This window comes from Streptomyces sp. NPDC050856 (assembly GCF_040653855.1).
GTDB lineage: Bacteria > Actinomycetota > Actinomycetes > Streptomycetales > Streptomycetaceae > Streptomyces.
In genome coordinates, this window is the sequence record NZ_JBFAGV010000050.1 from 1 (window position 1) to 25,551 (window position 25,551).

Genomic DNA, 25,551 nt, shown 5'->3' on the forward strand with positions numbered 1-25,551 from the left:
GGCCCTGTTTCGCCGTACTCGCTCCTCACGTACGTGCCGTAACCACTCCCGCCACGCGCCTCCCCCCGTCTGGGCGCCGGCCCCCCGGCCGGCCCCGGGGATCCACCGATCCCCGGGGCCGGCCCCATGCGCGCGACTACCCGGGAAGTGGTTCCCAGCCGGGCAAGCGACCGCTTAGTATGCGGCCAGTGCGGTACTGCCCGAGTCTTTGTGGAGGCCCCCGATGCAGGCATGGCGAGTACACCGGAACGGCGAGCCGAGCGAGGTGATGCGGCTGGAGGAGGTGGACCGGCCCACGCCCGGCGACGGCCAGCTCCTCCTGCGGGTCCGGGCCGCCGACATCAATTTCCCCGACGCGCTCCTGTGCCGCGGCCACTACCAGGTCCGGCCGCCGCTGCCCTTCACGCCCGGCGTGGAGATCTGTGGCGAGACCGAGGACGGCCGCCGGGTGATCGCCACCCCCGCCCTGCCGTACGGCGGCCTCGCCCAGTACGCCGTGGCCGACGAGGCCGCGGTGCTGCCCGCGCCCGAGACGCTGGACGACGCCGAGGCCGCCGCGCTGCACATCGGCTACCAGACCGGCTGGTTCGGCCTGCACCGCAGGGCCGGCCTCCAGGAGGGCGAGACGCTGCTCGTGCACGCCGCCGCGGGCGGGGTCGGCAGCGCCGCCGTACAGCTGGGCAAGGCCGCCGGAGCCACCGTCATCGGCGTCGTCGGCGGGGCCGAGAAGGCCGCCGTCGCGCGCGAGCTCGGTTGCGACGTCGTCATCGACCGGCGCGGCCAGGACATCGTCGCCGCCGTCAAGGAGGCCACCGGCGGGCGGGGCGCCGACGTGGTCTACGACCCGGTCGGTGGCGAGGCGTACACCAAGTCCGCCAAGTGCGTGGCCTTCGAGGGCCGGATCGTCGTCGTCGGCTTCGCGAGCGGCGACATCCCGGCGCCCGCCCTCAACCACGCCCTGGTCAAGAACTACTCCATCCTGGGCCTGCACTGGGGCCTGTACAACCAGAAGGACCCCGGGGCGATCCGCCGCTGCCACGAGACGCTCACCGAGTACGCGGCCAAGGGCCTGATCAAGCCGCTGGTCAGCGACCGGGTCGCCTTCGGGGACGCGCCGGCCGCCGTCCAGCGCGTCGCCGACGGCACCACCACCGGCCGTCTGGTCGTCCTCCCGGAAGGAGCCACCGCATGACGGACGCCGCCGAACTGCGCAGCAGGACACGGGAGTTGCTGGCGGCCCATCCGCCCACGGAAACCGGGCGCACCGACTTCCTCAGGGCCCGGTTCGACGCCGGACTGGCCTGGGTCCACTACCCGGTGGGCCTCGGGGGCCTCGACGCGCCCCGTTCCCTCCAGCCCGTCGTCGACGCCGAACTGGCCGCGGCGGGCGCCCCGGACAACGACCCGCGTCGGATCGGCATCGGCCTGGGCATGGCCGCCCCGACGATCCTGGCGTACGGCACCGAGGAGCAGAAGCGGCGGTTCCTGCGGCCCCTGTGGACCGGCGAGGAGGTCTGGTGCCAGCTCTTCAGCGAGCCGGGCGCCGGTTCGGACCTGGCCGCGCTCGCCACCCGCGCCGTCCGGGACGAGGAGGACGGCGACTGGATCGTCGACGGCCAGAAGGTCTGGACGTCCAGCGCCCACCTGGCCCGGTGGGCCATCCTCATCGCCCGCACCGACCCGGACCTGCCCAAACACCGGGGCATCACCTACTTCCTGTGCGACATGACCGATCCGGGTGTCGAAGTGCGCCCGCTGCGCCAGATCACCGGTGAGGCCGAGTTCAACGAGGTCTTCCTCACCGGCGTACGCATCCCCGACGCACACCGCCTCGGCGGGGTCGGCGACGGCTGGCAGGTCGCCCGGACCACCCTCATGAACGAGCGGGTTTCCATCGGCGGCATGCGCCTGCCGCGCGAGGGCGGCATGATCGCGTCCGTCACCCGCACCTGGCGCGACCGTCCCGACCTGCGTACCCACGACCTCCATCAGCGCCTCCTCGACCTCTGGGTGGACGCCGAGGTCGCCCGGCTGACCGGCGAGCGGCTGCGCCAGCAGCTCGTCGCGGGCCAGCCCGGGCCGGAGGGCAGCGGCATGAAACTCGCCTTCGCCCGGCTCAACCAGGAGATCAGCGGCCTGGAGGTGGAACTGCTCGGCGGGGAAGGACTGCTGTACGGGGAGTGGACCATGCGCCGCCCCGAGCTGGTCGACTTCACCGGCCGGGACGCGGGCTACCGCTACCTCCGCTCCAAGGGCAACTCCATCGAGGGCGGTACCAACGAGGTACTGCTGAACATCGTCGCCGAACGTGTCCTCGGGCTGCCCGCCGAGCCGCGGGACGACAAGGACGTCGCCTGGAAGGATCTCGCCCGATGACCGACCTGCTGTACTCCGAGACCGAGAGCGACCTGCGCGCCGCCGTGCGCTCCCTGCTCGCCGACCGGGCCGACCCGGCCGCCCTCCCCGCGCGGGTCGAGACCGGCCGGCCCCACGACCCGGCCGTGTGGCAGGCGCTCGCCGCCGACATGGGCGCCGCCGGACTCCTGGTCCCCGAGAGGCTCGGCGGTCAGGGCGCGGGCCACCGCGAGGCGGCCGTCGTGCTGGAGGAGCTCGGCCGCGCGGTGACCCCGGCGCCGTACCTCACCAGCTCGGTCGTCGCGACCGAGACGCTGCTCGCCCTCGACGCCACCGAACTGCTCGCCGACCTCGCCGCCGGCCGCAGGACCGCGGTCCTCGCCCTCCCGCTGTCGATCGGTCCCGACACCGTACGGCCGGCCACCGGGCCCGGTGGCGCGCCGTCGGCGGCCGGCCCCGTCACCGGGGTCGCCGACGCGGTGGTCGCCGATGTGTTCCTGGTCCACCGCCCGGACGGGCTGTACGCGGTCGACGCGGCGGAGGTCACCGTCACGCCCGTGACCGCGCTGGACCTCACCCGCCCGCTCGCCACCGTGGCGGCCGACAGCGGCGGCACCCGTCTCGCCGGCGCCGGCGCCGCCGGACCGGCGGTCCGGCGCGGACTGCTCGCCGGGGCCGGGCTGCTCGCGTCCGAGCAACTGGGCCTGGCCGAGTGGTGCCTGGAGGAGACGGTCCGGCACACCCGCGAGCGCCACCAGTTCAACCGGCCGGTCGGGTCCTTCCAGGCGCTCAAGCACCGCATGGCCCAGCTCTGGCTGGAGGTGGTGCACGCCAGGGCCGCCGCCCGGGCCGCCGCCGACGCCCTCGCCACCGGCAGCCCGGAGGCGCCACTGGTGGTGGCCGTCGCGCAGGCGTACTGCTCACGCGTCGCCGTGCACGCGGCCGAGGAGTGCGTCCAGCTCCACGGCGGCATCGGCATGACCTGGGAACACCCCGCCCACCTCTACCTCAAGCGGGCCAAGGCCGACCAGATCGCCCTGGGCACACCGGGGCGGCACAAGGAGGCACTGGCCGCCCTGGTGGACCTGCCGGGCCCGGCGGCGGCGGAGTAAGGACCGGACGAGGTGCCCACCCCTCTACATGCTGTTTAATTGCGATTCGTTCGCAACAACGGCCGATCTTCCCGAGGGGTGTGGAACCATGACCGCCCGATCCATACGCGGCGTGGCCGCCGCCACCATGGCCGCGGCCCTGGCCGTCACGGCGGCGGCCTGCTCGAACCCCGGCGGTGCCGGGCCGGGCTCCGGCGGCGCGAAGGACAGCGCGGTCGTCGGCATCGCCTACGAGCCGGAGTCGCTCAGCCCGCTGCTCGGCTACGGCAAGGACGGCAACTCCAAGATCTTCGACGGGCTGCTCGCCTTCGACGGCGACATGAGGCTCAGGCCCGCCCTCGCCGTCGCGCTGCCCCGGGTGAGCGCCGACGGGCTGACGTACACCTACCGGCTCCGCAAGGGCGTCACCTTCAGTGACGGAAAGCCCTTCAGCGCCAAGGACGTCGTCTTCACCTACCGCACCATCCTCGACAAGAAGACCAACAACGCCTCCAAGACCGAGCTCGACGCCCTCAAGGACGTCAAGGCGGTCGGCGACGACACCGTCGTCTTCACCCTGAAGTACCCCTACGCGCCCTTCGCCGAGCGCACCGTCCTGGCCATCGCGCCCCAGCACATCGCGGCCACCCAGGACGTCAACTCCGGCCCCTTCACCACCAGGCCCATCGGCACCGGCCCCTACGTCCTCACCGGCTGGTCCAAGGGCGAGAAGATCAGCTTCAAGGCCAACCCGCGCTACTGGGGCGGCGAGCCGAAGGTGAAGAAGTTCACCATGGCGATCATCAAGGACGACGACGTGCGCGCCACCCGGCTGCGCTCCGGCGACCTCGACGGCGCGATCCTGCCGCCCAACCTCGCCAAGGGCTTCACGGAAGGCGACGGCAGGAGGACCTACAGCGCGAAGACGTACGACTACCGCGTGGTGACCCTGCCCACCCACAACAAGGTCGCGGGCGACACCGCGGTGCGCCGGGCCCTGGACGTCGCGGTGGACCGCCGGGCCATGGTCGACAAGATCCTGGAAGGCGCCGGGAAGCCCGCCTACGGCCCGGTGCCCACCGACAGCGAGTGGTTCACGAAGGGCACCGAGCGCGCCCACGACCTCGACCGGGCCGGGAAGATCCTCGACGAGGCCGGCTGGAAGCCCGGACCGGACGGCATCCGCGTGAGGAACGGCGTCCGCGCCGAGTTCCCGCTGTGGTACCTCTCCGGCGACAAGCTGCGCCAGGAGCACGCCCTCGCCTACGCCTCCGACGCCAAGAAGGCCGGCATCGACATCAGGACCCAGGCCGGCACCTGGGAGGTCATCGAGCCGCGGATGAAGCAGGACGCGGTCCTCGCCGGCGGCGGCTCGCCCGGCGACCCCGACTTCGACCAGTACCTGCTGCTCAAGTCCACCCTCGGCGGCGACGGCTTCAACAACATGGCCTGGTACGACAACCCGGCGGTCGACAAGGCCCTGGACGAAGGCCGCAGGACCGACGACAAGGCCGCGCGCAAGGCCGCCTACGACACGGTCCAGCGCGAACTGGTGAAGAACCCCGGCTACACCTTCCTCACCCACATCGACCACCTCTACGTCGTCGACGACCGCTGGACCGGACTGTCGACGCAGGTCGAACCGCACGACCACGGCCTCGCCTCCGGCCCGTGGTGGAACGTCGAGGACTGGACGCCCAAGAAGTGAGCACCGCGCAGGCCGGCCGCCGCCTCCCCTGGGGGGCGATGGCCCGGATGACGGGACGGCGGGCCCTGTTCGCCGTCCCGGTCCTCCTCGTCGTGACGTTCGGCGTCTTCGCCGTCGCCGCGGCCTCCCCGTTCGACCCCGTCAAGGCGTACGCCGGGACCGCGGGCCTGACCGCCTCCCAGGAGCACCTCGACCAGCTGCGCGCCAACCTCGGCGTCGACCAGCCGCTCGTGGCCCGCTGGTGGCACTGGCTGACCGCCGCCGTCACCGGCGACCTCGGCGACTCCAGCGTGATGCGCCAGCCGGTGGCCGACGTCATCGCCGAGCGGATCGGCTGGTCGTCGCTGCTCGCCGCCACCGCGTTCGCCGTCGCGATCCTGCTCGGCACCGCGCTCGGCGTACTGGCCGCCCGCCGCCAGGGTGGCTGGCTCGACCGGTGCGTCACCTCGGCCGCCTACACCCTGGAGGCCGCCCCCGCCTTCTGGCTGGGCCTGCTCGCCATCTGGTTCTTCGCCCTGGAGCTCGGCGTCCTGCCGGCCGGCGGGCTCACCGACACCGCCAGCGACACCGTCACCCCCGGCCAGGTCGCCTCGCACCTGGTACTGCCGGCGCTCGTCCTGGGTGTCTCCCAGCTGCCGTGGTTCTTCCTCTACGTCAGGCAGGGCGTCGCCGACGCGCTGGAGGAGGACCCGGTACGCGGCGCCCGCGCCCGCGGCCTGAGCGAACGCACCGTGCTGCTCGGCCACGCACTGCGCTCGGGCATGCTGCCGATGCTCACGCTCATCGGCTCCCGGGTGCCCGAACTCATCACCGGCGCGCTGCTCGTCGAGACCGTCTTCAGCTGGCCCGGCATCGCCGCGGCCACCGTCCAGGCCGCCACCTCCGTCGACTTCCCGCTGCTCGCCGCGCTCACCGTGCTCGCCACGGCGGCGGTGCTGCTCGGCAACCTGCTCTCCGACCTGCTGTACGGACTGGCCGACCCACGGGTGGGCTTCGATGGCTGATCCCATGACCGACCTCGTGTGGCGCTCCCACGGGCGCACCCGCCGCTCCACCCGGTCCGTCCGCGTCCTGGTCTCCGCCGTGATCGTCGCGGCCGTGGCGCTCGCCGTCCTGGTCGTGCCGCCGCTGGCCCAGCTCGACCAGCAGGCCGTCGACCTGTCGATGAAGCTCCGGCCGCCGTCCTGGACGCACCCCTTCGGCACCGACGACGTCGGCCGCGACCTGCTGCTGCGCTCCGTGTACGGGCTGCGCGTCTCCCTGCTCGTCGGCCTGGTCGCCGCGCTCGTCGCCACGGTCATCGGTACGGCGGTGGGCGCGGCGGCCGCGGCGTTCGGCGGCTGGACCGACCGGCTCGTCATGCGGCTGGTCGACACCTTCTCCTCCGTACCGCACCTGCTGCTCGGCATCTTCATCGTGGCGATGTTCCGCCCCGGGGTCGGGCCGGTCATCGTGTCCGTCGCGCTCACGCACTGGCTGTCCACGGCCCGGATCGTCCGCTCCGAGGTCCTGTCGCTGCGCTCCCGCCCGTACATCGACGCGGCCGTCTCCGGCGGCGCGTCACGGTGGCGGGTGACCGTCCGCCACCTGCTGCCCGCCGTCCTCCCGCAGGCGGGTCTCGCGGCCGTGCTGATGGTGCCGCACGCCATGTGGCACGAGTCGGCCCTGTCCTTCCTGGGGCTGGGGCTGCCCGCCCACCAGGCGAGCCTCGGCAACCTGGTGCAGACGGCTCGCGGCTCGCTGCTGGCCGGCGACTGGTGGCCGACCCTCTTCCCCGGCCTGTTCCTCATCATCCCGACCCTCGCCATCGCCGGCCTGGCGGGCGCCTGGCGGGAACGGATCAACCCGCGCCGTCGATCGGAGCTGATGCTGTGAGCCCCGTTCTGTCCGTACGACACCTGTCCGTACGCTTCCGGATGCGCGGCGGGCGGCACATCGCCGCCGTCACCGACGCCGGCTTCGACCTGGCGGCGGGGGAGTGCCTGGCCCTCGTCGGGGAGAGCGGCTGCGGCAAGTCCGTCCTGGCCTCCGCCCTGCTGGGACTGCTGCCCGGCAACGCGCAGACCGCCGGCTCGGCCGTGGTGGACGGCGTCGACCTGCTCACCGCCGACGAGCGCACCCTGGCCCGCACGGTACGCGGACGGCGCGTCGGCCTCGTACCGCAGTCCCCGGCCGCGCACCTCACCCCGGTCCGGACCGTGCGCTCCCAGCTGGAGGAGGCCCTGCGGGAACTGACCGGCACGCCCAGAGCACGACTGCGCGAGGCCGCGGTCGCGGCGGCCGAGCGCGCCGCCTTCCCGCCCGGCCACCTCGACCGCTACCCGCACGAGCTGTCCGGCGGGCTCGCCCAGCGGGCCGCCACCGCCCTCGCGCTGATCGGCGACGCCCCGCTGCTGCTGGCCGACGAACCGACCACCGGCCTCGACCGCGACCTGGTGGACCGCACGGTGGACGAGCTGCGGCGCCACGCCGGGGACGGCCGCGCCCTGCTGATGATCACCCATGACCTGGCGGCGGCCGAGCGGATCGCCGACCGCGTCGCGGTGATGTACGCGGGCCGGATCGTGGAACTCACCGACGCCGGCCGCTTCTTCGGCGGGCCGGGCCCCCGCCACCCCTACGCCCGCGGCCTGCTGGCAGCTCTGCCGGAACGCGACTTCACCCCCGTCCCCGGCCTGCCCCCGGAGCTGGGCTCCCTTCCGGCGGGCTGCGCCTTCGCGGCCCGCTGCGACCGGGCCTCCGACCGGTGCGGGACGCTGCCGCGCTTCGAGAACGGGGTCGCCTGCCACCACAGCGAGGAGACCGTCCGTGCTTGAACTCGACGCGGTCACCGCCGGATACGACCGCCGTGCCCCCGTCGTCCGGGGCGCCTCACTGACCGTCGCGCCCGGCGAGGCCGTCGGGCTGCTCGGCCCCAGCGGCTGCGGCAAGTCGACCCTCGCCCGGGTCGCCGCCCTGCTGCACCGGCCCGACGCCGGCCGCGTCACGGTCGACGGCGAGCCGGTACCCGGCTGGCGCCACCGCGCCCCGCGCGAACTGCGCACCGCCATCGGCGTCGTCTTCCAGCAGCCGCGCATGTCCGCCGACCCGAGGCTGCGGCTGCGCGACCTGATCGCCGAACCGCTGCGCGCCACCGGCCGGCGGGACGCCGTCGCCGACCGCACGGCCGAACTGGCCCGGACGGTGGGCCTCACCGACGACCTGCTGGCCCGCCGCCCGCACGAGGTCAGCGACGGCCAGTTGCAGCGCGCCTGCCTGGCGCGGGCCCTGGTGCTGCGCCCCCGGTGGCTCATCTGCGACGAGATGACCGCGATGCTCGACGCCTCCACCACGGCCGCCCTGGTCGCCGCGGTCGAGACCTACCGCCGCCGGCACGGCGCCGGCCTCCTCGCCGTCGGCCACGACCGGGTGCTCCTGGAGCGCTGGTGCGACCGCACGGTGGAGTGGGCCGACTGCGTGCGCTCCCGGTAACCGTCCGGCCGCCGGACGCCCCGGCGGCCGGACGGCGGCGCGCCGGCCGACTCCGGCCGGGCGCACGGCCGTCGGTGCGGACCACCTCGACACCGACGACCTCCCCGGGCTCGCCGCGTTCCTGCGCGCCCGCCACGAGTAACGGTCCACGGCGCGGCAATACCCGTTCGGCGGACACGCCGTACGGCCGTACGGCGCCGTCCCTCCGCCAGACTGGCCGCCGAATGCCGCACGCCCGGTGCGGCGGCCGGAGGAGACTGACCCATGGCCGTATCTGTCTCAGTGATCCTGCTCCTGCTGATCCTGGCGGTGGTCTTCCTGCGCAGCGGGGGACTGAAGCTCTCGCACGCGCTGGTCTGCGCCCTGCTCGGGTTCTTCCTGGCCAGCACGAGCCTGGCGCCGACCATCTACAACGGCGTCTCCGCCACGGCCGATGTGGTCAGCAGCCTCAGGCCATGAGGTGGGCCCGGACCCCGACGCGGGTCACGGGACGGCGTCCGGCCCCACGAAGACGCCGATGCCGTTCGGCACGGCCCGCTGGGCGCCTCCGCTGGGATGGTTCAGCACGCTCACCTTGGCCGCCCCCTCCGCCCTGGCCACCAGGGTGGAGGAGCCCCCACCGTCCAGGTTGACCGCGTCCGACGCCCCCAGGTCCCGCATCAGGGTGGCCAGTTCGACCACGGTCAGACCCGAGCGGAAGTCGGCCCCGCCGTCCAGCGCGAGCAGCAGCAGCCGGGCGCCGTCGCTCCCGACGCCGGCCGCCGTGCGCACCGCCGCCGTCGTCCCGTCCATCCCGGCCAGCGGCGCGCCGCCGCGCAGCACCGGATAGCCACCCACCGCGAACCGGTACGCCACCCCGGCGTCGTCCCCGGCGGGGACCAGTCGGTGCTCGACGCTCACCTGGTCGCCGACCACCAGCTTGCCGAGCTCCCGCGCGCCCGCCTCACGGCCCACCAGCACCTCGGTGCCCGCCTCGATCGCCCCCCGGCCGGGATCCTCCGAGACCGCGACCACCTTGCCCTCGCGCACCGTCACCTCGTAGGTCTCCGCGCTGCACGGGGCGCCGCGCTGGGTGTCCGTGCCGCAGGTGGCCCGCACCCTCGACGCGGCTCCCCAGTCCTGGGTGAACAACCCCACCGAGTCCACCGGCAGCGCGTACTGGTTCAGCCCGCCCAGCGGCAGTTGGCCCCCCGGTGTGGACACGGTTCCCGCCAGCGCGAGTTCGCCGATACGGGCGCGCCCGTCGTCCCCGACGCCCAGTACCTGGCGGGTGTTGGTGCCCGGAGGCAGGGCCGGCCCGAAGCGCTGTCCGTTGGGCACGGCGGCCTTCAGCGGCCGGCCGTCGGCGACCGCGGGACCGACCGGCGCGCCGGTCGCCTCCACCCCGGGGTGCTGGGTCTCGGTGATGTTGAAGAAGTCCCCGTTGACACCGCCGGTCGCGCCGGCGCTGTCGGCGAGCGTGGACAGCGCCGAACGGGCCGCCACCACACCCGGGTAGAGCAGCCCGGCCGAGACACGGCTGTCGCTCAGGTCCGCCGACAGCAGATGGGCCCGCGCCGTACCCCGGTCCGACCGGACGTCGACGACCCGGTACTCCACCCCGGCGGTCACCCGTCTCCAGCCCGATGGCGCGGCGGCGGCCGACGGGGCGGCCACCAGTTCGGCACCCAGCAGGGAGGCCAGAACGACGAGCAGGATCGTGCGCGTCCGCGCACCACGTACCGGCAACTGTCGCCGTGTCACGGCCACGGTCCCCCCAGGTGTCAGGGCAACTCACACAGGTCGAGGAAGAGTTGCCCCGCCGGGACCCGCGGCGAACCGGCCGGACCGGAACGAGTGGGGAAACGTGACCCGTACGGGCGTGCCGGAGCGCCGGAGCGCGGGCGCCCGTGCTCAGAGGGGGCGACGGCGGGTGGTGACGTGGCGTTCGTAGGCCGCGCGCGCCTCGACGGCCGCCGGACGGGCGGACACCTCGGCCACCGGCACGTCCCACCACGCCTGTGCCTCGGGGGCGGTGGCGGGCGGAGCGGTCTCGACGTACACGCACGTGGGGCGCGCGGAGGCGCGGGCGGTGGCCAGCGCGGCCGGCAGTTCGCCGCACGTGGTGACCCGCAGCACGTCCATGCCCAGGCTCGCCGCGTTGGCCGCCAGGTCCACGGGGAGCGGGTCACCGGTGTACGTGCCGTCGGCGGCCCGGTAGCGGTACGCGGTGCCGAAGCGCTCGGCGCCGACCTGCTCCGAGAGGCCGCCGATGGAGGCGTAGCCGTGGTTCTGGAGGATGACGACCTTGATGGGGACGCCCTCCTGGACGGCGGTGACGACCTCGGTGGGGTTCATCAGGTACGTCCCGTCGCCGACCAGGGCCCAGACGGGCCGTCCGGGTTCGGCGAGGGCGACACCGATGGCCGCCGGGATCTCGTAACCCATGCAGGAGTACCCGTACTCGACGTGGTACTGGCGCGGTGAGCGCGCCCGCCAGAACCTGTGCAGGTCGCCCGGGAGGGAGCCGGCCGCGTTGATGACGACGTCGTCGTCGCCGACGACCGCGTCCAGCGCGCCGAGCACCTGGGTCTGGGTGGGTGGGGCGTCCCCGTCGGGCGCGGCGAAGGCCGCCGCCACGACGCGTTCCCAGCGCTCCTTGCCCGCCCGGTACTCGTCCTCGTAGGCGGCGTGGACCCGGTGGCCGGCCAGGGCGCCGGTGAGTGCCTCGATTCCGGTGCGGGCGTCGGCGACCAGGGGCAGGCCGGCCATCTTGTGCGCGTCGAAGCCGGTGATGTTGAGGTTGACGAACCGGACGCCGGGTTCGGTGAACAGGGTGTGCGAGGCGGTGGTGAAGTCGGTGTAACGGGTGCCGATCCCGATGATCAGATCGGCGTGGCGGGCCAGGGCGTCCGCCGTGGCGGTGCCGGTGTGGCCGATGCCGCCGACGTCGGCGGGATGGTCGTGGCGCAGCGAGCCCTTGCCCGCCTGGGTGGAGGCGACCGGGATGCCCGTCGCCCCGGCGAACGCGTGCAGCGCCTGGTGTGCCCCGCTGTGGTGCACACCGCCGCCGGCCACGATCAGCGGCCTGCGCGCGGCCCTGACGCGGCGGGCCGCGGCCTGGAGGGCGTCGCGGTCGGGGCCGGGCCGGGGCACCCGCCAGACCCGCTCGGTGAAGAACTCCCGGGGCCAGTCGTGCGCCTCGGCCTGCACGTCCTGGGGCAGGGCCAGGGTGACCGCGCCGGTGGCGGCCGGGTCGGTCAGCACCCGCATCGCCTGCAGCGCGGCCGGGACCAGCGCCTCGGGGCGGGTGATCCGGTCGAAGTAGCGCGACACCGGCCGCAGGCAGTCGTTGACCGACACATCGCCCGCGCCGGGCACCTCCAGTTGCTGCAGCACCGGGTCGGCGGGCCGGGAGGCGAAGGTGTCCCCCGGCAGCAGCAGGACGGGCAGACGGTTGATGGTGGCCAGCGCCGCCCCGGTGACCAGGTTGGTGGCCCCGGGGCCGATCGACGTGGTCACCGCGTGCGCCGACAGCCGGCCGCTGTGACGGGCGTGCCCCACCGCCGCGTGCACCATGGCCTGCTCGTTGCGGCCCTGCACGAACGGCATTTCCCCGCCGTGCTCCACCAGCGCCTGTCCGACCCCGGCCACATTGCCGTGGCCGAAGATGCCCCACATCGCCCCGATGGACCGGCACCGCACCCCGTCCCGCTCGGTGTACTGCGCGGACAGGAAGCGCACCAGTGCCTGTGCCACCGTCAGCCGGACCACGGACGGACTCATATGCGCCTCTCCAGGGGTTTCGGGGGTGGAGGAGAACAGGCGGAAGGGCTCCGGCGGTGCCGGGGCGGCCCCCCGCGCGGCCCCGCCGCGGTGCCGGCCGCGCCCTCGGCGCCGACGAAGCCCGTCCCTCCTGGTCGTCGGGTCGCCGGTGCGGCCCGGGTCAACATGTAGGCCAGGAGAGCGCGGCTGTCAACGCCATGTCCTTACATGCACACGCGGTGTGCGCGGGTACGGAACGATGTCCGGACACGGCGCGGACACCGGGGTGCGTGCCGGGTTGGCTCCCGTCCCGGCAGAACCGGCCGGCGTCACACCGGGCAGCCCCCACCCCGGAGGTCTGTCGCCCCGTCACCGGCCCGGCCCCGGCCACCCGCGGCGCGCCGCCGCCTTTCCCCGTCCCCTCCAGAGGTGCTGGAATGATGGACCCCACGACTCGTCCCGCCCGTCCCGCTCACCGGTCTGGCGCCTTCCGTGGGCCGGCCGGCCGGCCGCCCGCGCCGCGGCCGGTGCTGCTCGCCGGGCACTGGACCGGGGCGGCGCCGGCGCCGGGGAGCCCGCCCGCCCCGAGGGGAGCCCGACTCCCGCCCCTCCCGCCCTCCTGTCCACCGGCCGCCTCCCGAACAGAAAGGTCCCGCTGCCCATGCGAGTTGCCGTCTTCGGCGTCGGACGCCTCGGCGCCGTCCACGCGCAGACCCTCCACGCGCACCCCGACGTCACCGAACCGCTCATCACCGACACCGACAGCGCGCGTGCCGCCGGGACCGCTGCCCGCCTCGGCAGGGGAGCCCGGGCCACGGCCGGTGCCGACGATGCCTTCGCCGCCGCTCCCGACGCCGTCGTCACCGCCTCGGCGACCGCCGGCCACGCCGCACTGGTCTCCCGCGCCGCCGAGGCGTGCCTGCCCACCTGCTGCGAGAATCCCGTCGCCCCCGGCCTCGCCGAGACGGTCGACGCCCTGCGGCGGGTGCGGGACTCCGGCACCGTGCTGCGAGTGGGTTTCCAGCGCCGCCTCCACCCGGGCTACCGCGCCGCCCGGGCCGCCGCCGGCGCCCCGGCGAGGGGGGCCGTGGCATGAACCTCGACCGCGTGGCGGCAGCCCCCATCTCCTGGGGCGTCTGCGAGGTGCCCGGCTGGGGCCACCAGATGGCGGCGGACCGCGTCCTGCGGGAGATGGCCGGCCTGGGCCTGTCGGCGACCGAGTTCGGCCCCGACGGGTTCCTGCCGGGAGACCCGCGCGACAGGGCGGCGCTGCTGGGCCGCCACGGCATGAGGGCCGTCGGCGGCTTCGTTCCGCTCGTCCTGCACGACCCGGCGGCCGATCCCGTCCCCGTGGTGCGCGAGACGCTGCGGGACTTCACGGCCGCGGGTGCCGACACCCTGGTACTGGCCGCCGCCACCGGGCTGGACGGCTACGACACCCGTCCCGTCCTGGACAGCACCGGCTGGCGCACCCTCCTGGCCCGCCTCGACCGCCTGAACGCCCTCGCCGCCGAGGCCGGTGTGACCGCCGCCCTGCACCCCCACGTGGGCACCATGGTGGAAGGCCCCCAGGAGGTCGACCGGGTCCTGGACGGCAGCGACATCGGCCTCTGCCTCGACACCGGCCACCTCCTGATCGGCGGCACCGACCCCGTGCGCCTGGCCGGGCGCGCGTCGTCCCGCGTCGTCCACGTCCACCTCAAGGACGTCGACCTCGACGCCGCCCGGGCCCTCCGGGCGGGCCTGACCCCCGGCTACGGCGACGCGGTCGCCACCGGGCTGTACCGGCCGCTCGGCCGGGGCGGCATCGACCTGACCACCTTGGTCGACACCCTGGAGGGCGCGGGATACCGCGGCTGGTACGTCATGGAACAGGACGTGGTCCTCACCACCGAGCCGCCCGCGGAAGCCGGCCCGCTCACCGGTGTACGCGCTTCCCTGGACTGGCTGAGGGGCCGGTGACCCGACCCCCGGCCCTGGGACACCGGCCCCCCGGACGCGGCGCGCGGCACCGGGGGCCGGGCGCCCGGTGCGCGGCCCCCGGCCTCTGGTACCGGGCCCGGGCGTCCGGCCGCCGGGAGGTGTCAGGCCGGGTCGGTCACGGGCAGTTCACCGGTACGGGCCACCCGGGCGTACCAGTGGGCACTCGACTTCGGCGTACGGCGCAGCGTCCCGTAGTCGACGTGCACGGCCCCGAAGCGCTTGGCGTAGCCGTACGCCCATTCGAAGTTGTCCATCAGTGACCAGAGGAAGTAGCCCCGGACGTCCGCCCCGTCGGTCATCGCCCGGTGCACCGCCTCCAGGTGGCCGTGCAGGTAGGCGATCCGCTCCGGGTCGTGCACCGAGCCGTCGGCGGCCACCTCGTCCTCGTACGCCGCGCCGTTCTCGGTGATCAGCAGCGGCAGGGCCGGGTGCTCGCCGGCCAGCCGCGTCAGCAGGTCGTACAGCCCCGACGGGTCGACCGACCAGCCCATCGCGGTCCGTTCGCCGGGCGCCTGGTGGAAGGCGACGTCGTCCGCGCCGGGCCAGGGGGAGAACGCGCCGGCGCCGTGCCCGTCGTCGCGGGTGACCGGAGCCCCGTCGGGCACCGCCGACACCACGGTGGGCGTGTAGTAGTTGACGCCCAGGAAGTCCAGCGGCTGGTGGATCGCGGAGAGGTCCCCCGGCCGGACGAACGACCAGTCGGTGAGCCCGGCCGTGTCCTCCAGCAGGTCCTGCGGGTAGGCGCCGTCCAGCATGGGCCCCAGCCAGACCCGGTTGCCCACCGCGTCGATCCGGCGTACCGCCGTGAGGTCCTCCGCCGTCCCGGCCAGCGGCCTGAGCTGGTGCAGGTTCAGCGAGACGCCGACCTCCGCGCCGGAGGGCAGCGCGGCGCGCAGCGCCCGTACCGCCAGGCCGTGCCCCAGGTTCAGGTGGTGGGCCGCGCGCAGGGCGGCGACCGGATCGGTGTGCCCGGGCGCGTGCACGCCGGAGCCGTACCCGAGGAACGCGCTGCACCAGGGTTCGTTGAGGGTGGTCCAGCGTCCGACCCGGTCACCGAGCGCGTCGGCGACGAGGCGCGCGTACTCACCGAACCGTTCGGCGGTCGCGCGGTGCGGCCAGCCGCCCGCGTCCTCCAGTTCCTGCGGCAGGTCCCAGTGGTAGAGCGTGACCAGGGGCTGCACCCCGGCGTCCAGCAGCTCGTCCACGAGGCGCCGGTAGAAGTCCAGGCCCTGCTGGACGGCCGGGCCGCGTCCGGTCGGCTGCACCCGGGACCACGAGACCGAAAAGCGGTAGGCGGTCAGGCCCAGACCGGCCATGAGCTTCACGTCGTCGCGGTACCGGTGGTAGTGGTCGACCGCCACGTCACCCGTGTGGCCCTGGAAGACCTTGCCCGGTGTGCGGGCGAAGGTGTCCCAGATGGACGGGGTCCGGCCGTCCTCGGCCGCCGCCCCCTCGATCTGGTACGCGGCGGTGGCGGCACCCCAGAGGAAACCGGGCGGGAACCGGCGGGTCGCGGTGAGCGGCAGGGAATCGGACGCAGTCATGGCGGAGCGCTCCCAACGGGGAAGGGTCTGTTGACGAAGGTCGGTCGCGGGCCGTCAGTTCTTGACGGCGCCCGAAGTGATGCCGCCCACGACATGCTTGCCGAGCAGGGCGAACACCAGCAGCAGCGGCACGGTGGAGATCAGCGCGCCGGTCAGCACGATCGCCTGGTCGACGGTGTGGTTGCCCGAGCCCAGGCCGGCGAGCGCCACCTGGAGCGTCGGGTTGCCGTCCGGTGTGAGGGCGATGAACGGCCAGAAGAAGTCGTTCCAGGACTGGACGAAGACCAGCATGCCCAGCACCGCCATGGCGGGCCTGGCGACGGGGAAGACCACGTGCCAGACGACCCGCAGGCTGTGCGCGCCGTCCACCCGGGCCGCCTCCACCAGCTCCACGGGCAGGGCCTCCAGCAGGTACTGCCGCATGAAGAACACCCCAAACGCCGCCACCAGCGAGGGCAGTACCACCGATTGGAGCTGGTCCACCCAGCCCAGGTCGGTGATGATCCGGTACAGCGGGATGACGCTGAGCTGCGGCGGAATGGTCATCGTCGCCACCACCAGCGCCAGCAGGACGTTGCGGCCCCGGAACGGCAGCTTGGCGAAGGCGAACCCGGCCAGGGTCGAGAAGGCCACGGTGGACAGCGCCACCAGCCCCGCCACGACCGTGGTGTTGACGAGTGCCTCACCCATGTCCACCTGGTTCCAGGCGAAGGCGAGGTTGTCGAAGAGGCGCGGCCCCGGCAGCAGCGGCGCCGGGGCCTCCACCACCCGCTCGCCGGAGTGCGACGCGGCCACGAGGTTCCAGTACAGCGGGAAGAGCGAGACCAGGGCGGCCAGCCCCAGCAGGACGTATGTCAGCGGTCCCGCGTGATGCACGCGGCCCGCCGCCCGAAGCGGTGCCATCGGTCAGCCCCCCACCTTGTCGCGGTTGAGCCGGGCGACCAGCAGCCGCACCCCGCCGATCAGCAGCAGGAGCAGCAGCATCACCCAGGCGATGGCGGACGCCTGCCCCAGCGCGCCGGTCATCCACCCCTTCTCGTACATCAGCAGGCTGAGCGTCTGGAACTGGTTGCCGCTGCCACCGCTCACCCCCAGGCTGCCGCCGAAGAGCATCGGTTCGCCGAAGAGCTGGGTGGCGCCGATCGTGGAGACCACCACCGTGAACAGGATCGTCGGCCGGATCGACGGGACGGTGATGCTGACGAACTGCCGCCACCGCGAGGCGCCGTCGAGCGCGGCGGCCTCGTACAGGTCCTTCGGCACGGCCTGCATGGCGGCCAGATAGATGAGCGCGTTGTAGCCGGTCCACCGCCAGGTGACGATGACGGAGATGGCGATCTGAGCCGGCCACTTCGACGACTCCCAGTCGACCGGATGGAAACCGACCCCGCCGAGCACGGTGTTGATCAGCCCGTAGTCGCTGTTGAACAACTGGGCGAAGACGAGGGTCGCCGCCGCGATCGACGTGGCGTACGGCGCGAGCACCGCCACCCGGAAGAAACCCCGGCCGCGCAGCCGGTGGTTGAGCAGGTGGGCCAGGACCAGGGCCATCAGCAGTTGCGGCACGGTGGAGATCACGCCGATGGTGAAGGTGTTGGCCAGCGCGTTCCAGAAGAACGCGCTGTCCCACAGGCCGGTGTAGTTGTCCAGGCCCCGCCACCGCGCGGTCCCGCCGAGCTCGACGCGGTGCAGGGAGAGCCAGCCGGTGTAGATCAGCGGGAAGAGCCCGAAGGCGGCGAAGCACAGGAAGAAGGGGGCGACGAACGCGTACGGGGTCGCCTTGAGGTCCCACCGGTACAGCCTGCTGCGCCAGCCGGTGGTCCGGGGGGCGCGTGGGGCGGGCGGCGGTGGGGCGGGCGGGGACGGGACGGGCGGCGAGGAGCCGTCGGCCGCCGCGCGGACGGAGGTGGCCACGAAGGCGGTCCTTCCAGGTCGGTGGGGGACGGCCGCCCGGGGGCGGCCGGGTCCCGTTTGCTCTCTACCGGTCGATCTTGTCCGCGACCAGCTTCCTGACGTTGTCCCATGCCTTGTCCGGGGCGGTGCCGCGCTGCTCGACGTCGAGGATGCCGTTGTCGGTGATGAAGGTCTTCACCTGGCCGTCGTAGCGGCTGACCGGCGCGGGGGTGACGGCCGCGGCGGCGTCCGAGTAGATCCGCCCGACGGGGGTGTCGCCGAAGTACGGGATCCGGGCGTTGCGCACGGCCGGCGAGGCGAGGGTGTCCTTGGTGGACGGGATGTTGCCGTTGACCGCGAACACCTTGGCGTGCTGCTCCGGGGCGGTCAGCCAGGCGGCTAGCTTCGCGGCCTCCTGGGCGTGCCGGCCCGACTTCGGCACGGCGAGGAAGGAACCGCCCCAGTTGCCCGCGACGGGCGGTGCGGCGATGTCCCACTCGCCCTGGTGGGCGGGGCCCGCCTGGTCCTTGATGATGCCGGTCATCCAGCTCGGGCAGGCCACCGTGGCGAACTTGGCGTTCTTGAACCCGGCGTTCCAGGTGCCCTTCTCGTCGAACTGCCGGTACTTGGCGGTGATCCCGCCCTTCGCGGCTTCGACGGCCAGGTTCCAGGCCTTCCTCACGCCGGGGCTGTTCTCGTAGTCGAGCTCCCCCCTGGCGTTGGCGTACTGCTGCGGCTGGCTGGAGAGGACGGCGTTGAACAGGCCGCTGGCCGAGTCGTGGAAGGCGGTCCCGGCCGGGGCGTTCCGCTGGTAGGTCCGGCCGGCGGCGACGAACTTCGCCCAGTCGCCCGCCCACAGCCCGGCGACCTGAGCGCGGTCGGTGGGCAGCTTGGCCTTGGCGAAGAGGCCCTTGTGGTAGCAGACGGCCATCGGGCCGATGTCGGTGCCCAGGCCGATGACCTTGCCGTCCGGTGTGGTGGCCTGCTTGACCTTCCAGTCCAGGAAGGCGGAGGTGTCCGCGCCGCCGGCCTTGGACAGGTCCAGCCACTTGCCCGCCAGGGTGGGACCGGTGGCCTCGGCGATGTAGCCGACCTCCACGGCCTGGATGTCCGCCAGGCCGCTGTTGCGGGAGAGCCGCAGCTTCAGCGTGTCCCAGTACTTCTGTCCGTCGGCCACGTTCGACTCGACGATATCGATGTGCGGGTTCAGCTTCTCGTACTCGGCGTAGAGCTTGGCGCCGTTGTCGTCGTCGTAACCGAAGGAACCGAAGGTTCCGATCCGCAGGACGGTCTTCCCGTCGCCGGCGGACCCACCCGATCCGCCGTCGCCGCCGCCGCAGCCGGTCATCAGGACCGTGCCGGCGGCGAGCGCGGCGGCCACCGCGCGCACGGGGCGGCGGCCGGACTCTCTTCTGGAACTGCGCATGCCACTCTCCTCGGTCAGGGGGGTGCTGAGGTGCGCGGTGATGGGAGAATGGGAGCGCTCCCACAACGTCTTCGGGAAGGTTGCTGCCTGGCGGGGGCAAGTGTCAAGACTCAAACGGGAGTTGGCGCGCGCCGTTACCGGGACTCCCGCTGACGCCGTCGACGGGGGACCGTCTAGGTTGACGGACGCACCACCTCGTCGGGACCGCGAGGCACCGGGTGCGAACACGCAGGAACGACGCTCGATGGGAGACCGATGGCGGTGAACGGACGGCAGACCGGCAGACCCACGCTGGAGGAGGTCGCGGCCAGGGCGGGGGTCGGGCGCGGCACGGTGTCCCGGGTGATCAACGGCTCGCCGCGGGTCAGTGACCGGGCCAGGGAGGCGGTCGGCCGGGCCGTCGCCGAGCTGGGGTACGTCCCCAACCGCGCCGCCCGCGCACTGGCCGGTGCGCGCACCGACGCCATCGCCCTGGTGATCCCCGAGACCGAGGCGCGCTTGTTCGCCGAGCCGTACTTCCTCGACATCATCCGGGGGGTCAGCGGCGAACTCGCCGACGCCGACATGCAGTTGCTGCTCACACTGATCCGCTCCAGCAAGGAGCGCCAGCGGTTCGAGCAGTACCTCGCGGCCCAGCGGGTGGACGGTGTCCTGCTCGTGTCCGTCCACCGTGACGACCCGCTGCCGGACCTGGTGCGGGAGCTGGGCCTGCCGGTGGTGCTCAACGGCCGCCGCTCCGAGGACGAGACCGTGCCCTACGTGGACTCCGACAACGTCGGTGCCGGCAGGTCGGCGGTGGACCACCTGACCGGGCGCGGCCGGCGCCGCGTCGCGACCATCACCGGACCGCTCGACATGTACGTGGCGCGCTGCCGCCTGGACGGCTACCGCCAGGGACTGGAGGCGGCCGGCCTGGCACCGGACGAACGGCTGGTCGCGGCCGCCGACTTCACCGAGGAGGGCGGCCGGCGCGCCATGCGCGAACTGCTGGACCGCTGCCCCGACCTGGACGGGGTCTTCGCCGCGTCGGACGTCATGGCGGCCGGGGCCCGGGCCGTACTGCGCCGGGCGGGCCGTCGCGTCCCGGAGGACGTGGCGCTCGTCGGCGTGGACGACTCGGCGGTGGCCCGCCATCTGGACCCGGCCCTCACGAGCGTGCGTCAGCCGATCGAGGAGATGGGCCGCGTCATGGCCCGCGTGCTGCTGGAGCGGATCAGGGGCGGGGACGCCGGGCCGCCTCCGCTGCTCCCCACGGAACTGGTGGTCCGCGACTCGACGTGAGCCGGACGCGCGGACCCCGGGCGGGGACCCGGACACGCGGACCCCGGGAGGGCGCCCGGACGGGCGGGATCCCGAGCGGGAGCCGGACGCGCGCGTGCCCCGGGCGGCCGACGGGTCGGCCCCCGCTCCGGCGGCCGGGAGGCCGGGAGCGGGGGCGGGGGCGGGCTCAGGTCAGAGCGCCGGGTGGGCGTTCTTCAACAGCTCCTGGAACTGGGCCGAGAACCAGTGCCCCGAGAGCGGGGCGTTGGGCAGCGCCCCCGACATGCTGTTGCCGTTCCGGGGGTTGCCCGTGTAGGTGGGGTCGCACATCCGGTCGAAACCCTTCCCCTCGTCGTTCGGGATCGCGCTGCTGGAGCCGTCCGACTCACCCGGGGGCTTCATCCAGACGTAGGCGTCGATGCCCGCTGCCGGGGCCGCCTGGGGCCGCTCGCCGAGCCCGGCACCCGACTGGTTGCACCAGTTGCCGAGGTGGATCCGCCGGTCGTAGCGGCCCCCGTTGACATAGCTGTCGACACTCGTCCGGGGGCCGGGGGAGGCCGGCCGTGCGGAGCCACCCCAGCCGTTGCGGGAGGTGTCGATGAGCATGCCCAGGTTCCGGTCGAAGCCGATGGAGACCAGCTTGGCGCGCATGGCCTGGGCGTAGGACAGCTCGTCGGTGTAGCGGTTCCAGTCGACCCACTTCGACTGGCGTACGGACACCCCGTTCACCGTGTCGTCGATGGTGAAGTGGTCCTCCTTGAGGGCGCTGTAGTTGGCCGTGTTGACGATGAAGCCGTGCACCGCCGAGACGGTCGAGCCCTCGGCGGTCGCCGCCTGCTTGAAGAGGTCGGCCGACGCGCCGAAGTTGTCGTCCCAGCCGAGCCAGCCGTGGTGGCCGGCGTCCACGTAGTTGTAGACGTTGGCGACCGAGCCCAGCTTCTTCAGCGCGTACCCGACCCCCTTGATGTAGTTGCCGTTCGCCTTCATGACGTCGCAGGCGGGCGTGACGGTGGGGCGCGGGGTGACGTTGGTGACCAGGTTGGGCAGGGAGTCGATCTCGACCGTCGTCACGATCCGGAGGCCCGCGTACTTGGGGTCGGCGAGGGTCGCGGCGATCGGGTCGATGTACTGCGTCCGGTACTTCTCGATCTCCGTCGGCCCGAGCTCGCCGTTGGAGGCCAGCGCGGCGCAGTCACGGCCCGGCAGGTTGTAGATCACCAGTTGGACGACGAGCTCGCCGGTGCCCTTCTGCCGCAGCGCCTCGTCGAGGTGGTCACGCAGGCCCATGCCGCCGTTCACACCCCTGATGGCGGCGATCCGGTCCAGCCAGACGCCGGTCGGCTGCCGTGAGACCTTGGTGCCGCCCGGCTCGGCGGCGGCCTTGGCGGACCACTCGGGGTTCACGTACACCTTGGCGCCGGCGTAGGGGTTGTCGACCCGGCTGCCGCTGGGCGGGGGGTCGGTCGGGCCGGGCTCCGTCGGGCCGCCCGGCCCGCCGTTGCAGGTGACGCCGTTCAGCTTGAACGTGGCCGGTACGGCGTTGCCGCCGCTGTACGAGGCGTTGAAGCCGAAGGACGTGGAGGCGCCGGTGGCCAGGGCGCCGTTGTAGGAGACGTTCCGGGCGGTGACGGAAGCGCCCGTCTGGCTGACGGCGGCGTTCCAGTGCTGGGTGATCCGCTGGTCGCCGGCGTACGCCCACTCCAGTGTCCAGGAGCTCAGCGGGTCACCGGTGTTGGTGACGGTGACGTCGGCGCCGAAACCGGCGTTCCACTGGGAGGTGACCTTGTAGTCGACGGTGCAACCGGCTGCGGCGGCGCCGGCGGTGCCGGTCAGCGCGGTGGCGGTGGCTCCGGTCGCCGCCAGCAGTGTGCAGGCGGCCAGTAAGGCGGTGCGGCTCATGGGGGACTGCCTCTCAGTCGAGGGCGCGCAGGTGGTCGCGCAGCCCGGTGCCATATGCGGTGGGGGTGCCGTTGTAGTCGCTGATCAGGGCCGGTCCTGAGGAGCAGTTCCAGGTGTTCCAGGTCCAGCCGAGGTAGGAGAGCGCTCGCGCGTCGAACCACCGCATGACCCGGTCGATGAAGCCGTGCCCGCAGGTGTTCTCGCCGATCTCGCCCGCCACCAGCGGTACGCGGGCGGCGACCGGCGCGAGCGTGGTGTCCCAGCACGCCTCGCCCGCACAGGCGTTGAAGTTGTAGACGTGCCAGGCGGCGGCCAGATTGCCGGCCGGGTCGGACGGCGCGTACGCGAGCCACTGGCTCAGGTCGTTGGCGTACGCCACCCCCGGGACGAGAACGAGGTTCCGTGCGCCGGTCGCCCGTACCGCGTCCAGCAGGTCCTGCATGCCGGCGACCTCGTATCCGATGCCGGGGCAGTCACCGCCGTCCCGCCAGCAGGTCCACGCCTGGGCGGCGGTGCCGGTCGCGCGGTCCGGGTAGGGCTCGTTGAACAGGTCGAACACCACGCGGCGGTCGTCCTTGAAGGTGTTCGCCACGGAGGTCCAGAAGGCCGGGGAGTAGCGGGCGTCGGGCATCGGCTTCTGGCAGGAGGCGTGGATGTCGGAGCAGCCGGCGGAGTTGCCGGTGTACTGGCCCCAGCTCCAGTGGAGCTCCACGACCGGTGTCATGCCGTGCGCCTCGACACGGCGTACGAGGGCCTTGACGGCGTCGATGTAGGCGGCGCCCCGGTAGGCCGGGGCGATGTTGTCCAGGCCCAGCCAGCACTCCTCGTTCAGCGGTATGCGCACGGTGTTGGCGTTCCAGTCGGCGATGGCCTTCACGGACGCGTCGTCCACCGGTCCGTCGAAGATGCCGTGGCCCTGGACGCACATGAACTCACCGCCCGAGCGGTTCACGCCGAGCATCCGGCGCGTGGCACCGTTCTGGTCGACCAGCCTGTTGCCGGCGACGGTCAGCACGGGCGGCCCGTCGGCAGGCTCCGGCGGCTCCGGCGGGTCGGTGGGACCGCCGGGATCCGGTCCGCACACCGCCCCGTTGAGCGTGAACGACGCCGGCGCGGGGTTGGCGCCCGCCCAGGAGGCCACGAAGCCGGCCGTGACAGCGGTACCCGTGGCCAGGGCGCCGTTCCACGTCTCGTTCGCGGCGGTGACCGACGCCCCGGTCTGGGACCACTTGGCGCCCCAGCCCTGGGTGACCCGCTGGCCGCCCGGGAAGGCGAAGCCGAGGCGCCAGCCGGTGAGCGCCGGACCGTGGTTGGTGAGGGTGACCGACCCCTGGAAGCCGCCGGCCCACTGGTTGCCGACGGTGTACTCCACCGTGCAGACGGGTGCGGCGGCGGCCGGTGTGCCGGGGACGGCCGGTGCAGCCGGTGTGCCGGGTAGGGCTGCTACGGCGGATGCGGGTGGTGCAGCGGGTACGGCTGGTGTGGCGGGGGCCGGTGCGGCTGCCGCGAAGGCGGTGCTCGCCATCGCGAGAGCCGCTCCGACGAACAGGGTGAGTAATCGTGAACGCGGGGGGTGTCGCATGAGCGACTCCTTGCAGATCGGGCGTGTACCTGACACGCCGACTGAAACGGAATCGCTCCCACTGGTGGAACAGACCGTAGCGGCAAGGCAGGACGAGGAACAGAGGGGGCGTCAACATTCCCTGTCGTTTTTCTTCGACTCTTCAAGCGTCTTGACCCGCTGCCCTCCTCTGCCCATAGTGGGAGCGCTCCCACTGGTTCACAGCTTGTGCTCGCCCGCCTCTCCGGGCCGCGAGGAGATCAGCACGGCCCCGGCCTCGTCCCGTCCGGTGCGGCGCCTGCCGCCCCGCTCCCGTTTCCATCCGCTGTCCGCTGTCCGCTGTCCGCTGTCCGCTGTCCGCCGGGCGACCCGCCGGCGAGCGCCGGCGCCGCTCCCGTAGAGTGGCGGACGGGCCGTGACTGGCGCTTGGGTGGAGTACCACCGGGGAGCGGCCCGGCGGACCGACGCCAATGCCGCGCGCCTGGGCGATCAGCGACGACGCCCAGGAGCGCCCATGCCCACCACCTCCGCCACGGCCCGCCTCATGGACGGCAGCGGCCTCGCCCGCCGTCTGGTCGACGAGACCGCCGCCCGCGCCGCCGACCTCACCCGCCGGACCGGCAGCCGGCCCTGTCTCGCGACCGTCCTGGTCGGCGAGGACCCCGCATCGGTGACGTACGTGAAGATGAAGCGGGCCCGCTGCGAGAAGGCCGGCATCCGCTCGCGGCACGTCGGACTGCCCGCCACCACGACCACCGCCGAGCTCGTCGCCACGCTCCAAGAGCTGTCCCGGGACCCGGGGGTGCACGGCATCCTCCTCCAGCACCCGGCCGGCCCGGACATCGACGAGCGCGCGGCGTTCGAGGCCATCGCCCCCGAGAAGGACGTCGACGGTGTCACGACCAGCTCGTTCGCGGCGATGAGTTTCGGCCTGCCCGGCTTCGTCTCGTGCACCCCGGGAGGCATCATGCGGCTGCTGGACGCCTACGACGTCGACCCGGCCGGCAAGCGGGCCGTCGTGGTCGGCCGCAGCGCCATCCTCGGCAAGCCCGCCGGGATGCTGCTGCTGGCGCGGAACGCCACGGTGACGTACTGCCACTCCCGCACCACCGACCTGGCGGCGGTCGTGCGCGAGGCCGACATCCTGGTCGCCGCCGTCGGACGGCCCCGCCTCATCAGGGGCGAGGACGTCAAGCCCGGCGCGGTGGTGATCGACGCCGGGTACAGCCCGGGCAATGTCGGTGACGTCGACTTCGACACCGCCGCCACCCGGGCGAGCCTGATCACGCCGGTGCCGGGCGGGGTCGGGCCGATGACCATCGCGGTGCTCCTGGCCCAGACGGTGGGCGCGGCGGAGCGCCAACTGCTCGCCTGACGGGCGTCGGCGCCGGGGGCCCGGCGCCGCCGACCCGGCACGCGACGGGGCCGGCGCTGTGCCGGGCTCGGCGGGGTTCCCGTGCGGTCCGGGGCCCGGCGGGGCCGGCGCGCCGGGCCGGTGTCCGGCGGAGTTCCGCGGGGGGCGGGGGGGGTGGGCCGGCCCCGCCGGGCGCGGGGGGGGTGCCGGGGGGGGGGGGGCGCCCGAATTGGTTAAAATACGATGTTAAGAGAAAAGGAAT

At 73.6% G+C, this 25,551-nt stretch carries 21 protein-coding genes and 1 riboswitch; of the genes, 13 read left to right on the plus strand and 8 right to left on the minus strand.

Annotated elements, in window-relative coordinates:
* Positions 1-223: 223 nt before the first annotated feature.
* The 9 genes from AB0H53_RS28170 to AB0H53_RS28210 all read left to right on the plus strand — a co-directional run bounded on the left by AB0H53_RS28170 (position 224) and on the right by AB0H53_RS28210 (position 9,084).
* A complete protein-coding gene (locus tag AB0H53_RS28170; protein ID WP_362119186.1) occupies positions 224-1,192 on the plus strand; it encodes an NADPH:quinone oxidoreductase family protein in 969 nt (322 codons plus the stop codon).
* Positions 1,189-2,376, plus strand: a complete 1,188-nt coding sequence (locus AB0H53_RS28175) for an acyl-CoA dehydrogenase family protein (RefSeq protein ID WP_362119189.1) — start codon at positions 1,189-1,191, stop codon at positions 2,374-2,376. The genes AB0H53_RS28170 and AB0H53_RS28175 overlap by 4 nt, the downstream gene beginning before the upstream one ends.
* Positions 2,373-3,467 carry an acyl-CoA dehydrogenase family protein gene (locus AB0H53_RS28180; RefSeq protein ID WP_362119192.1) on the plus strand — a complete coding sequence of 365 codons (1,095 nt, stop codon included), beginning with the start codon at positions 2,373-2,375 and terminating at the stop codon, positions 3,465-3,467. Before AB0H53_RS28175 ends, AB0H53_RS28180 begins: the two co-directional genes overlap by 4 nt.
* 88 nt (positions 3,468-3,555) lie before the next feature.
* Positions 3,556-5,154: an ABC transporter substrate-binding protein gene (locus AB0H53_RS28185; protein WP_362119195.1), complete on the plus strand. Its 1,599-nt coding sequence runs from the start codon at positions 3,556-3,558 to the stop codon at positions 5,152-5,154.
* A 38-nt stretch (positions 5,155-5,192) separates the two neighbouring features.
* The gene (locus AB0H53_RS28190; protein WP_362119240.1) at positions 5,193-6,158 is read left to right on the plus strand and encodes an ABC transporter permease; all 966 of its coding nucleotides are present in this window, start codon (positions 5,193-5,195) and stop codon (positions 6,156-6,158) included.
* 4 nt (positions 6,159-6,162) lie between these two features.
* On the plus strand, positions 6,163-7,029 hold the full coding sequence (locus AB0H53_RS28195) for an ABC transporter permease (protein WP_362119243.1): 867 nt from the start codon (positions 6,163-6,165) through the stop codon (positions 7,027-7,029).
* Between the two features lie 41 nt (positions 7,030-7,070).
* Positions 7,071-7,970: an ABC transporter ATP-binding protein gene (locus AB0H53_RS28200; protein ID WP_362119246.1), complete on the plus strand. Its 900-nt coding sequence runs from the start codon at positions 7,071-7,073 to the stop codon at positions 7,968-7,970.
* The gene (locus AB0H53_RS28205; RefSeq protein ID WP_362119198.1) at positions 7,963-8,625 is read left to right on the plus strand and encodes an ATP-binding cassette domain-containing protein; all 663 of its coding nucleotides are present in this window, start codon (positions 7,963-7,965) and stop codon (positions 8,623-8,625) included. The genes AB0H53_RS28200 and AB0H53_RS28205 overlap by 8 nt, the downstream gene beginning before the upstream one ends.
* Positions 8,626-8,889: 264 nt before the next feature.
* Positions 8,890-9,084: a hypothetical protein gene (locus AB0H53_RS28210; protein ID WP_362119201.1), complete on the plus strand. Its 195-nt coding sequence runs from the start codon at positions 8,890-8,892 to the stop codon at positions 9,082-9,084.
* Between the two features lie 24 nt (positions 9,085-9,108).
* Here the strand turns inward: AB0H53_RS28210 and AB0H53_RS28215 are convergent, their stop codons facing one another.
* Positions 9,109-10,353: a phosphodiester glycosidase family protein gene (locus AB0H53_RS28215; protein ID WP_362119204.1), complete on the minus strand. Its 1,245-nt coding sequence runs from the start codon at positions 10,351-10,353 to the stop codon at positions 9,109-9,111.
* Between the two features lie 165 nt (positions 10,354-10,518).
* The gene (gene iolD / locus AB0H53_RS28220; protein WP_362119207.1) at positions 10,519-12,390 is read right to left on the minus strand and encodes a 3D-(3,5/4)-trihydroxycyclohexane-1,2-dione acylhydrolase (decyclizing); all 1,872 of its coding nucleotides are present in this window, start codon (positions 12,388-12,390) and stop codon (positions 10,519-10,521) included.
* 640 nt (positions 12,391-13,030) lie between these two features.
* On the opposite strand from iolD, the gene AB0H53_RS28225 reads away from it, so the two are divergent.
* Together AB0H53_RS28225 and AB0H53_RS28230 are read left to right on the plus strand one after the other, a co-directional pair.
* The gene (locus tag AB0H53_RS28225) at positions 13,031-13,465 is read left to right on the plus strand and encodes a Gfo/Idh/MocA family oxidoreductase (RefSeq protein WP_362119210.1); all 435 of its coding nucleotides are present in this window, start codon (positions 13,031-13,033) and stop codon (positions 13,463-13,465) included.
* A complete protein-coding gene (locus tag AB0H53_RS28230) occupies positions 13,462-14,331 on the plus strand; it encodes a TIM barrel protein (RefSeq protein ID WP_362119213.1) in 870 nt (289 codons plus the stop codon). Before AB0H53_RS28225 ends, AB0H53_RS28230 begins: the two co-directional genes overlap by 4 nt.
* Before the next feature lie 122 nt (positions 14,332-14,453).
* Here AB0H53_RS28230 and AB0H53_RS28235 read toward each other — a convergent pair whose 3' ends face one another.
* From AB0H53_RS28235 to AB0H53_RS28250, 4 genes are all read right to left on the minus strand, one after another.
* Complete coding sequence (locus AB0H53_RS28235) at positions 14,454-15,896, minus strand: GH1 family beta-glucosidase (protein WP_362119216.1); 1,443 nt, start codon at positions 15,894-15,896, stop codon at positions 14,454-14,456.
* Between the two features lie 54 nt (positions 15,897-15,950).
* The gene (locus AB0H53_RS28240; RefSeq protein ID WP_362119219.1) at positions 15,951-16,799 is read right to left on the minus strand and encodes a carbohydrate ABC transporter permease; all 849 of its coding nucleotides are present in this window, start codon (positions 16,797-16,799) and stop codon (positions 15,951-15,953) included.
* A 3-nt stretch (positions 16,800-16,802) separates the two neighbouring features.
* Complete coding sequence (locus AB0H53_RS28245) at positions 16,803-17,810, minus strand: sugar ABC transporter permease (protein WP_362119222.1); 1,008 nt, start codon at positions 17,808-17,810, stop codon at positions 16,803-16,805.
* A gap of 64 nt (positions 17,811-17,874) precedes the next feature.
* Entirely contained in the window at positions 17,875-19,215 is a 1,341-nt protein-coding gene (locus tag AB0H53_RS28250) for an ABC transporter substrate-binding protein (protein WP_362119225.1), read from the minus strand.
* 255 nt (positions 19,216-19,470) lie between these two features.
* On the opposite strand from AB0H53_RS28250, the gene AB0H53_RS28255 reads away from it, so the two are divergent.
* Complete coding sequence (locus AB0H53_RS28255; RefSeq protein ID WP_362119228.1) at positions 19,471-20,496, plus strand: LacI family DNA-binding transcriptional regulator; 1,026 nt, start codon at positions 19,471-19,473, stop codon at positions 20,494-20,496.
* 171 nt (positions 20,497-20,667) lie between these two features.
* Here the strand turns inward: AB0H53_RS28255 and AB0H53_RS28260 are convergent, their stop codons facing one another.
* A complete protein-coding gene (locus AB0H53_RS28260) occupies positions 20,668-22,374 on the minus strand; it encodes a glycoside hydrolase family 6 protein (RefSeq protein WP_362119231.1) in 1,707 nt (568 codons plus the stop codon).
* Positions 22,375-22,387: 13 nt separating this feature from the next.
* Entirely contained in the window at positions 22,388-23,746 is a 1,359-nt protein-coding gene (locus tag AB0H53_RS28265) for a cellulase family glycosylhydrolase (RefSeq protein WP_362119234.1), read from the minus strand.
* Positions 23,747-24,340: 594 nt separating this feature from the next.
* Positions 24,341-24,429: riboswitch (ZMP/ZTP riboswitch) on the plus strand.
* Between the two features lie 20 nt (positions 24,430-24,449).
* On the opposite strand from AB0H53_RS28265, the gene AB0H53_RS28270 reads away from it, so the two are divergent.
* Positions 24,450-25,310, plus strand: coding sequence for a bifunctional 5,10-methylenetetrahydrofolate dehydrogenase/5,10-methenyltetrahydrofolate cyclohydrolase (locus AB0H53_RS28270; RefSeq protein ID WP_362119237.1), 861 nt, complete (start codon positions 24,450-24,452; stop codon positions 25,308-25,310).
* Positions 25,311-25,551 lie beyond the last annotated feature (241 nt).

Excerpts from the sequence above, each read along its gene's own strand:
- AB0H53_RS28170 (WP_362119186.1), top strand. The coding sequence starts at position 224 with ATGCAGGCATGGCGAGTACACCGGAACGGCGAGCCGAGCGAGGTGATG.
- AB0H53_RS28175 (WP_362119189.1), top strand. The coding sequence starts at position 1,189 with ATGACGGACGCCGCCGAACTGCGCAGCAGGACACGGGAGTTGCTGGCG.
- AB0H53_RS28180 (WP_362119192.1), top strand. The coding sequence starts at position 2,373 with ATGACCGACCTGCTGTACTCCGAGACCGAGAGCGACCTGCGCGCCGCC.
- AB0H53_RS28185 (WP_362119195.1), top strand. The coding sequence starts at position 3,556 with ATGACCGCCCGATCCATACGCGGCGTGGCCGCCGCCACCATGGCCGCG.
- AB0H53_RS28190 (WP_362119240.1), top strand. The coding sequence starts at position 5,193 with ATGGCCCGGATGACGGGACGGCGGGCCCTGTTCGCCGTCCCGGTCCTC.
- AB0H53_RS28195 (WP_362119243.1), top strand. The coding sequence starts at position 6,163 with ATGACCGACCTCGTGTGGCGCTCCCACGGGCGCACCCGCCGCTCCACC.
- AB0H53_RS28200 (WP_362119246.1), top strand. The coding sequence starts at position 7,071 with ATGCGCGGCGGGCGGCACATCGCCGCCGTCACCGACGCCGGCTTCGAC.
- AB0H53_RS28210 (WP_362119201.1), top strand. The coding sequence starts at position 8,890 with ATGGCCGTATCTGTCTCAGTGATCCTGCTCCTGCTGATCCTGGCGGTG.
- iolD (WP_362119207.1), bottom strand. The coding sequence starts at position 12,390 with ATGAGTCCGTCCGTGGTCCGGCTGACGGTGGCACAGGCACTGGTGCGC.
- AB0H53_RS28225 (WP_362119210.1), top strand. The coding sequence starts at position 13,031 with ATGCGAGTTGCCGTCTTCGGCGTCGGACGCCTCGGCGCCGTCCACGCG.
- AB0H53_RS28230 (WP_362119213.1), top strand. The coding sequence starts at position 13,462 with ATGAACCTCGACCGCGTGGCGGCAGCCCCCATCTCCTGGGGCGTCTGC.
- AB0H53_RS28235 (WP_362119216.1), bottom strand. The coding sequence starts at position 15,896 with ATGACTGCGTCCGATTCCCTGCCGCTCACCGCGACCCGCCGGTTCCCG.
- AB0H53_RS28240 (WP_362119219.1), bottom strand. The coding sequence starts at position 16,799 with ATGGCACCGCTTCGGGCGGCGGGCCGCGTGCATCACGCGGGACCGCTG.
- AB0H53_RS28250 (WP_362119225.1), bottom strand. The coding sequence starts at position 19,215 with ATGCGCAGTTCCAGAAGAGAGTCCGGCCGCCGCCCCGTGCGCGCGGTG.
- AB0H53_RS28255 (WP_362119228.1), top strand. The coding sequence starts at position 19,471 with ATGGCGGTGAACGGACGGCAGACCGGCAGACCCACGCTGGAGGAGGTC.
- AB0H53_RS28260 (WP_362119231.1), bottom strand. The coding sequence starts at position 22,374 with ATGAGCCGCACCGCCTTACTGGCCGCCTGCACACTGCTGGCGGCGACC.
- AB0H53_RS28270 (WP_362119237.1), top strand. The coding sequence starts at position 24,450 with ATGCCCACCACCTCCGCCACGGCCCGCCTCATGGACGGCAGCGGCCTC.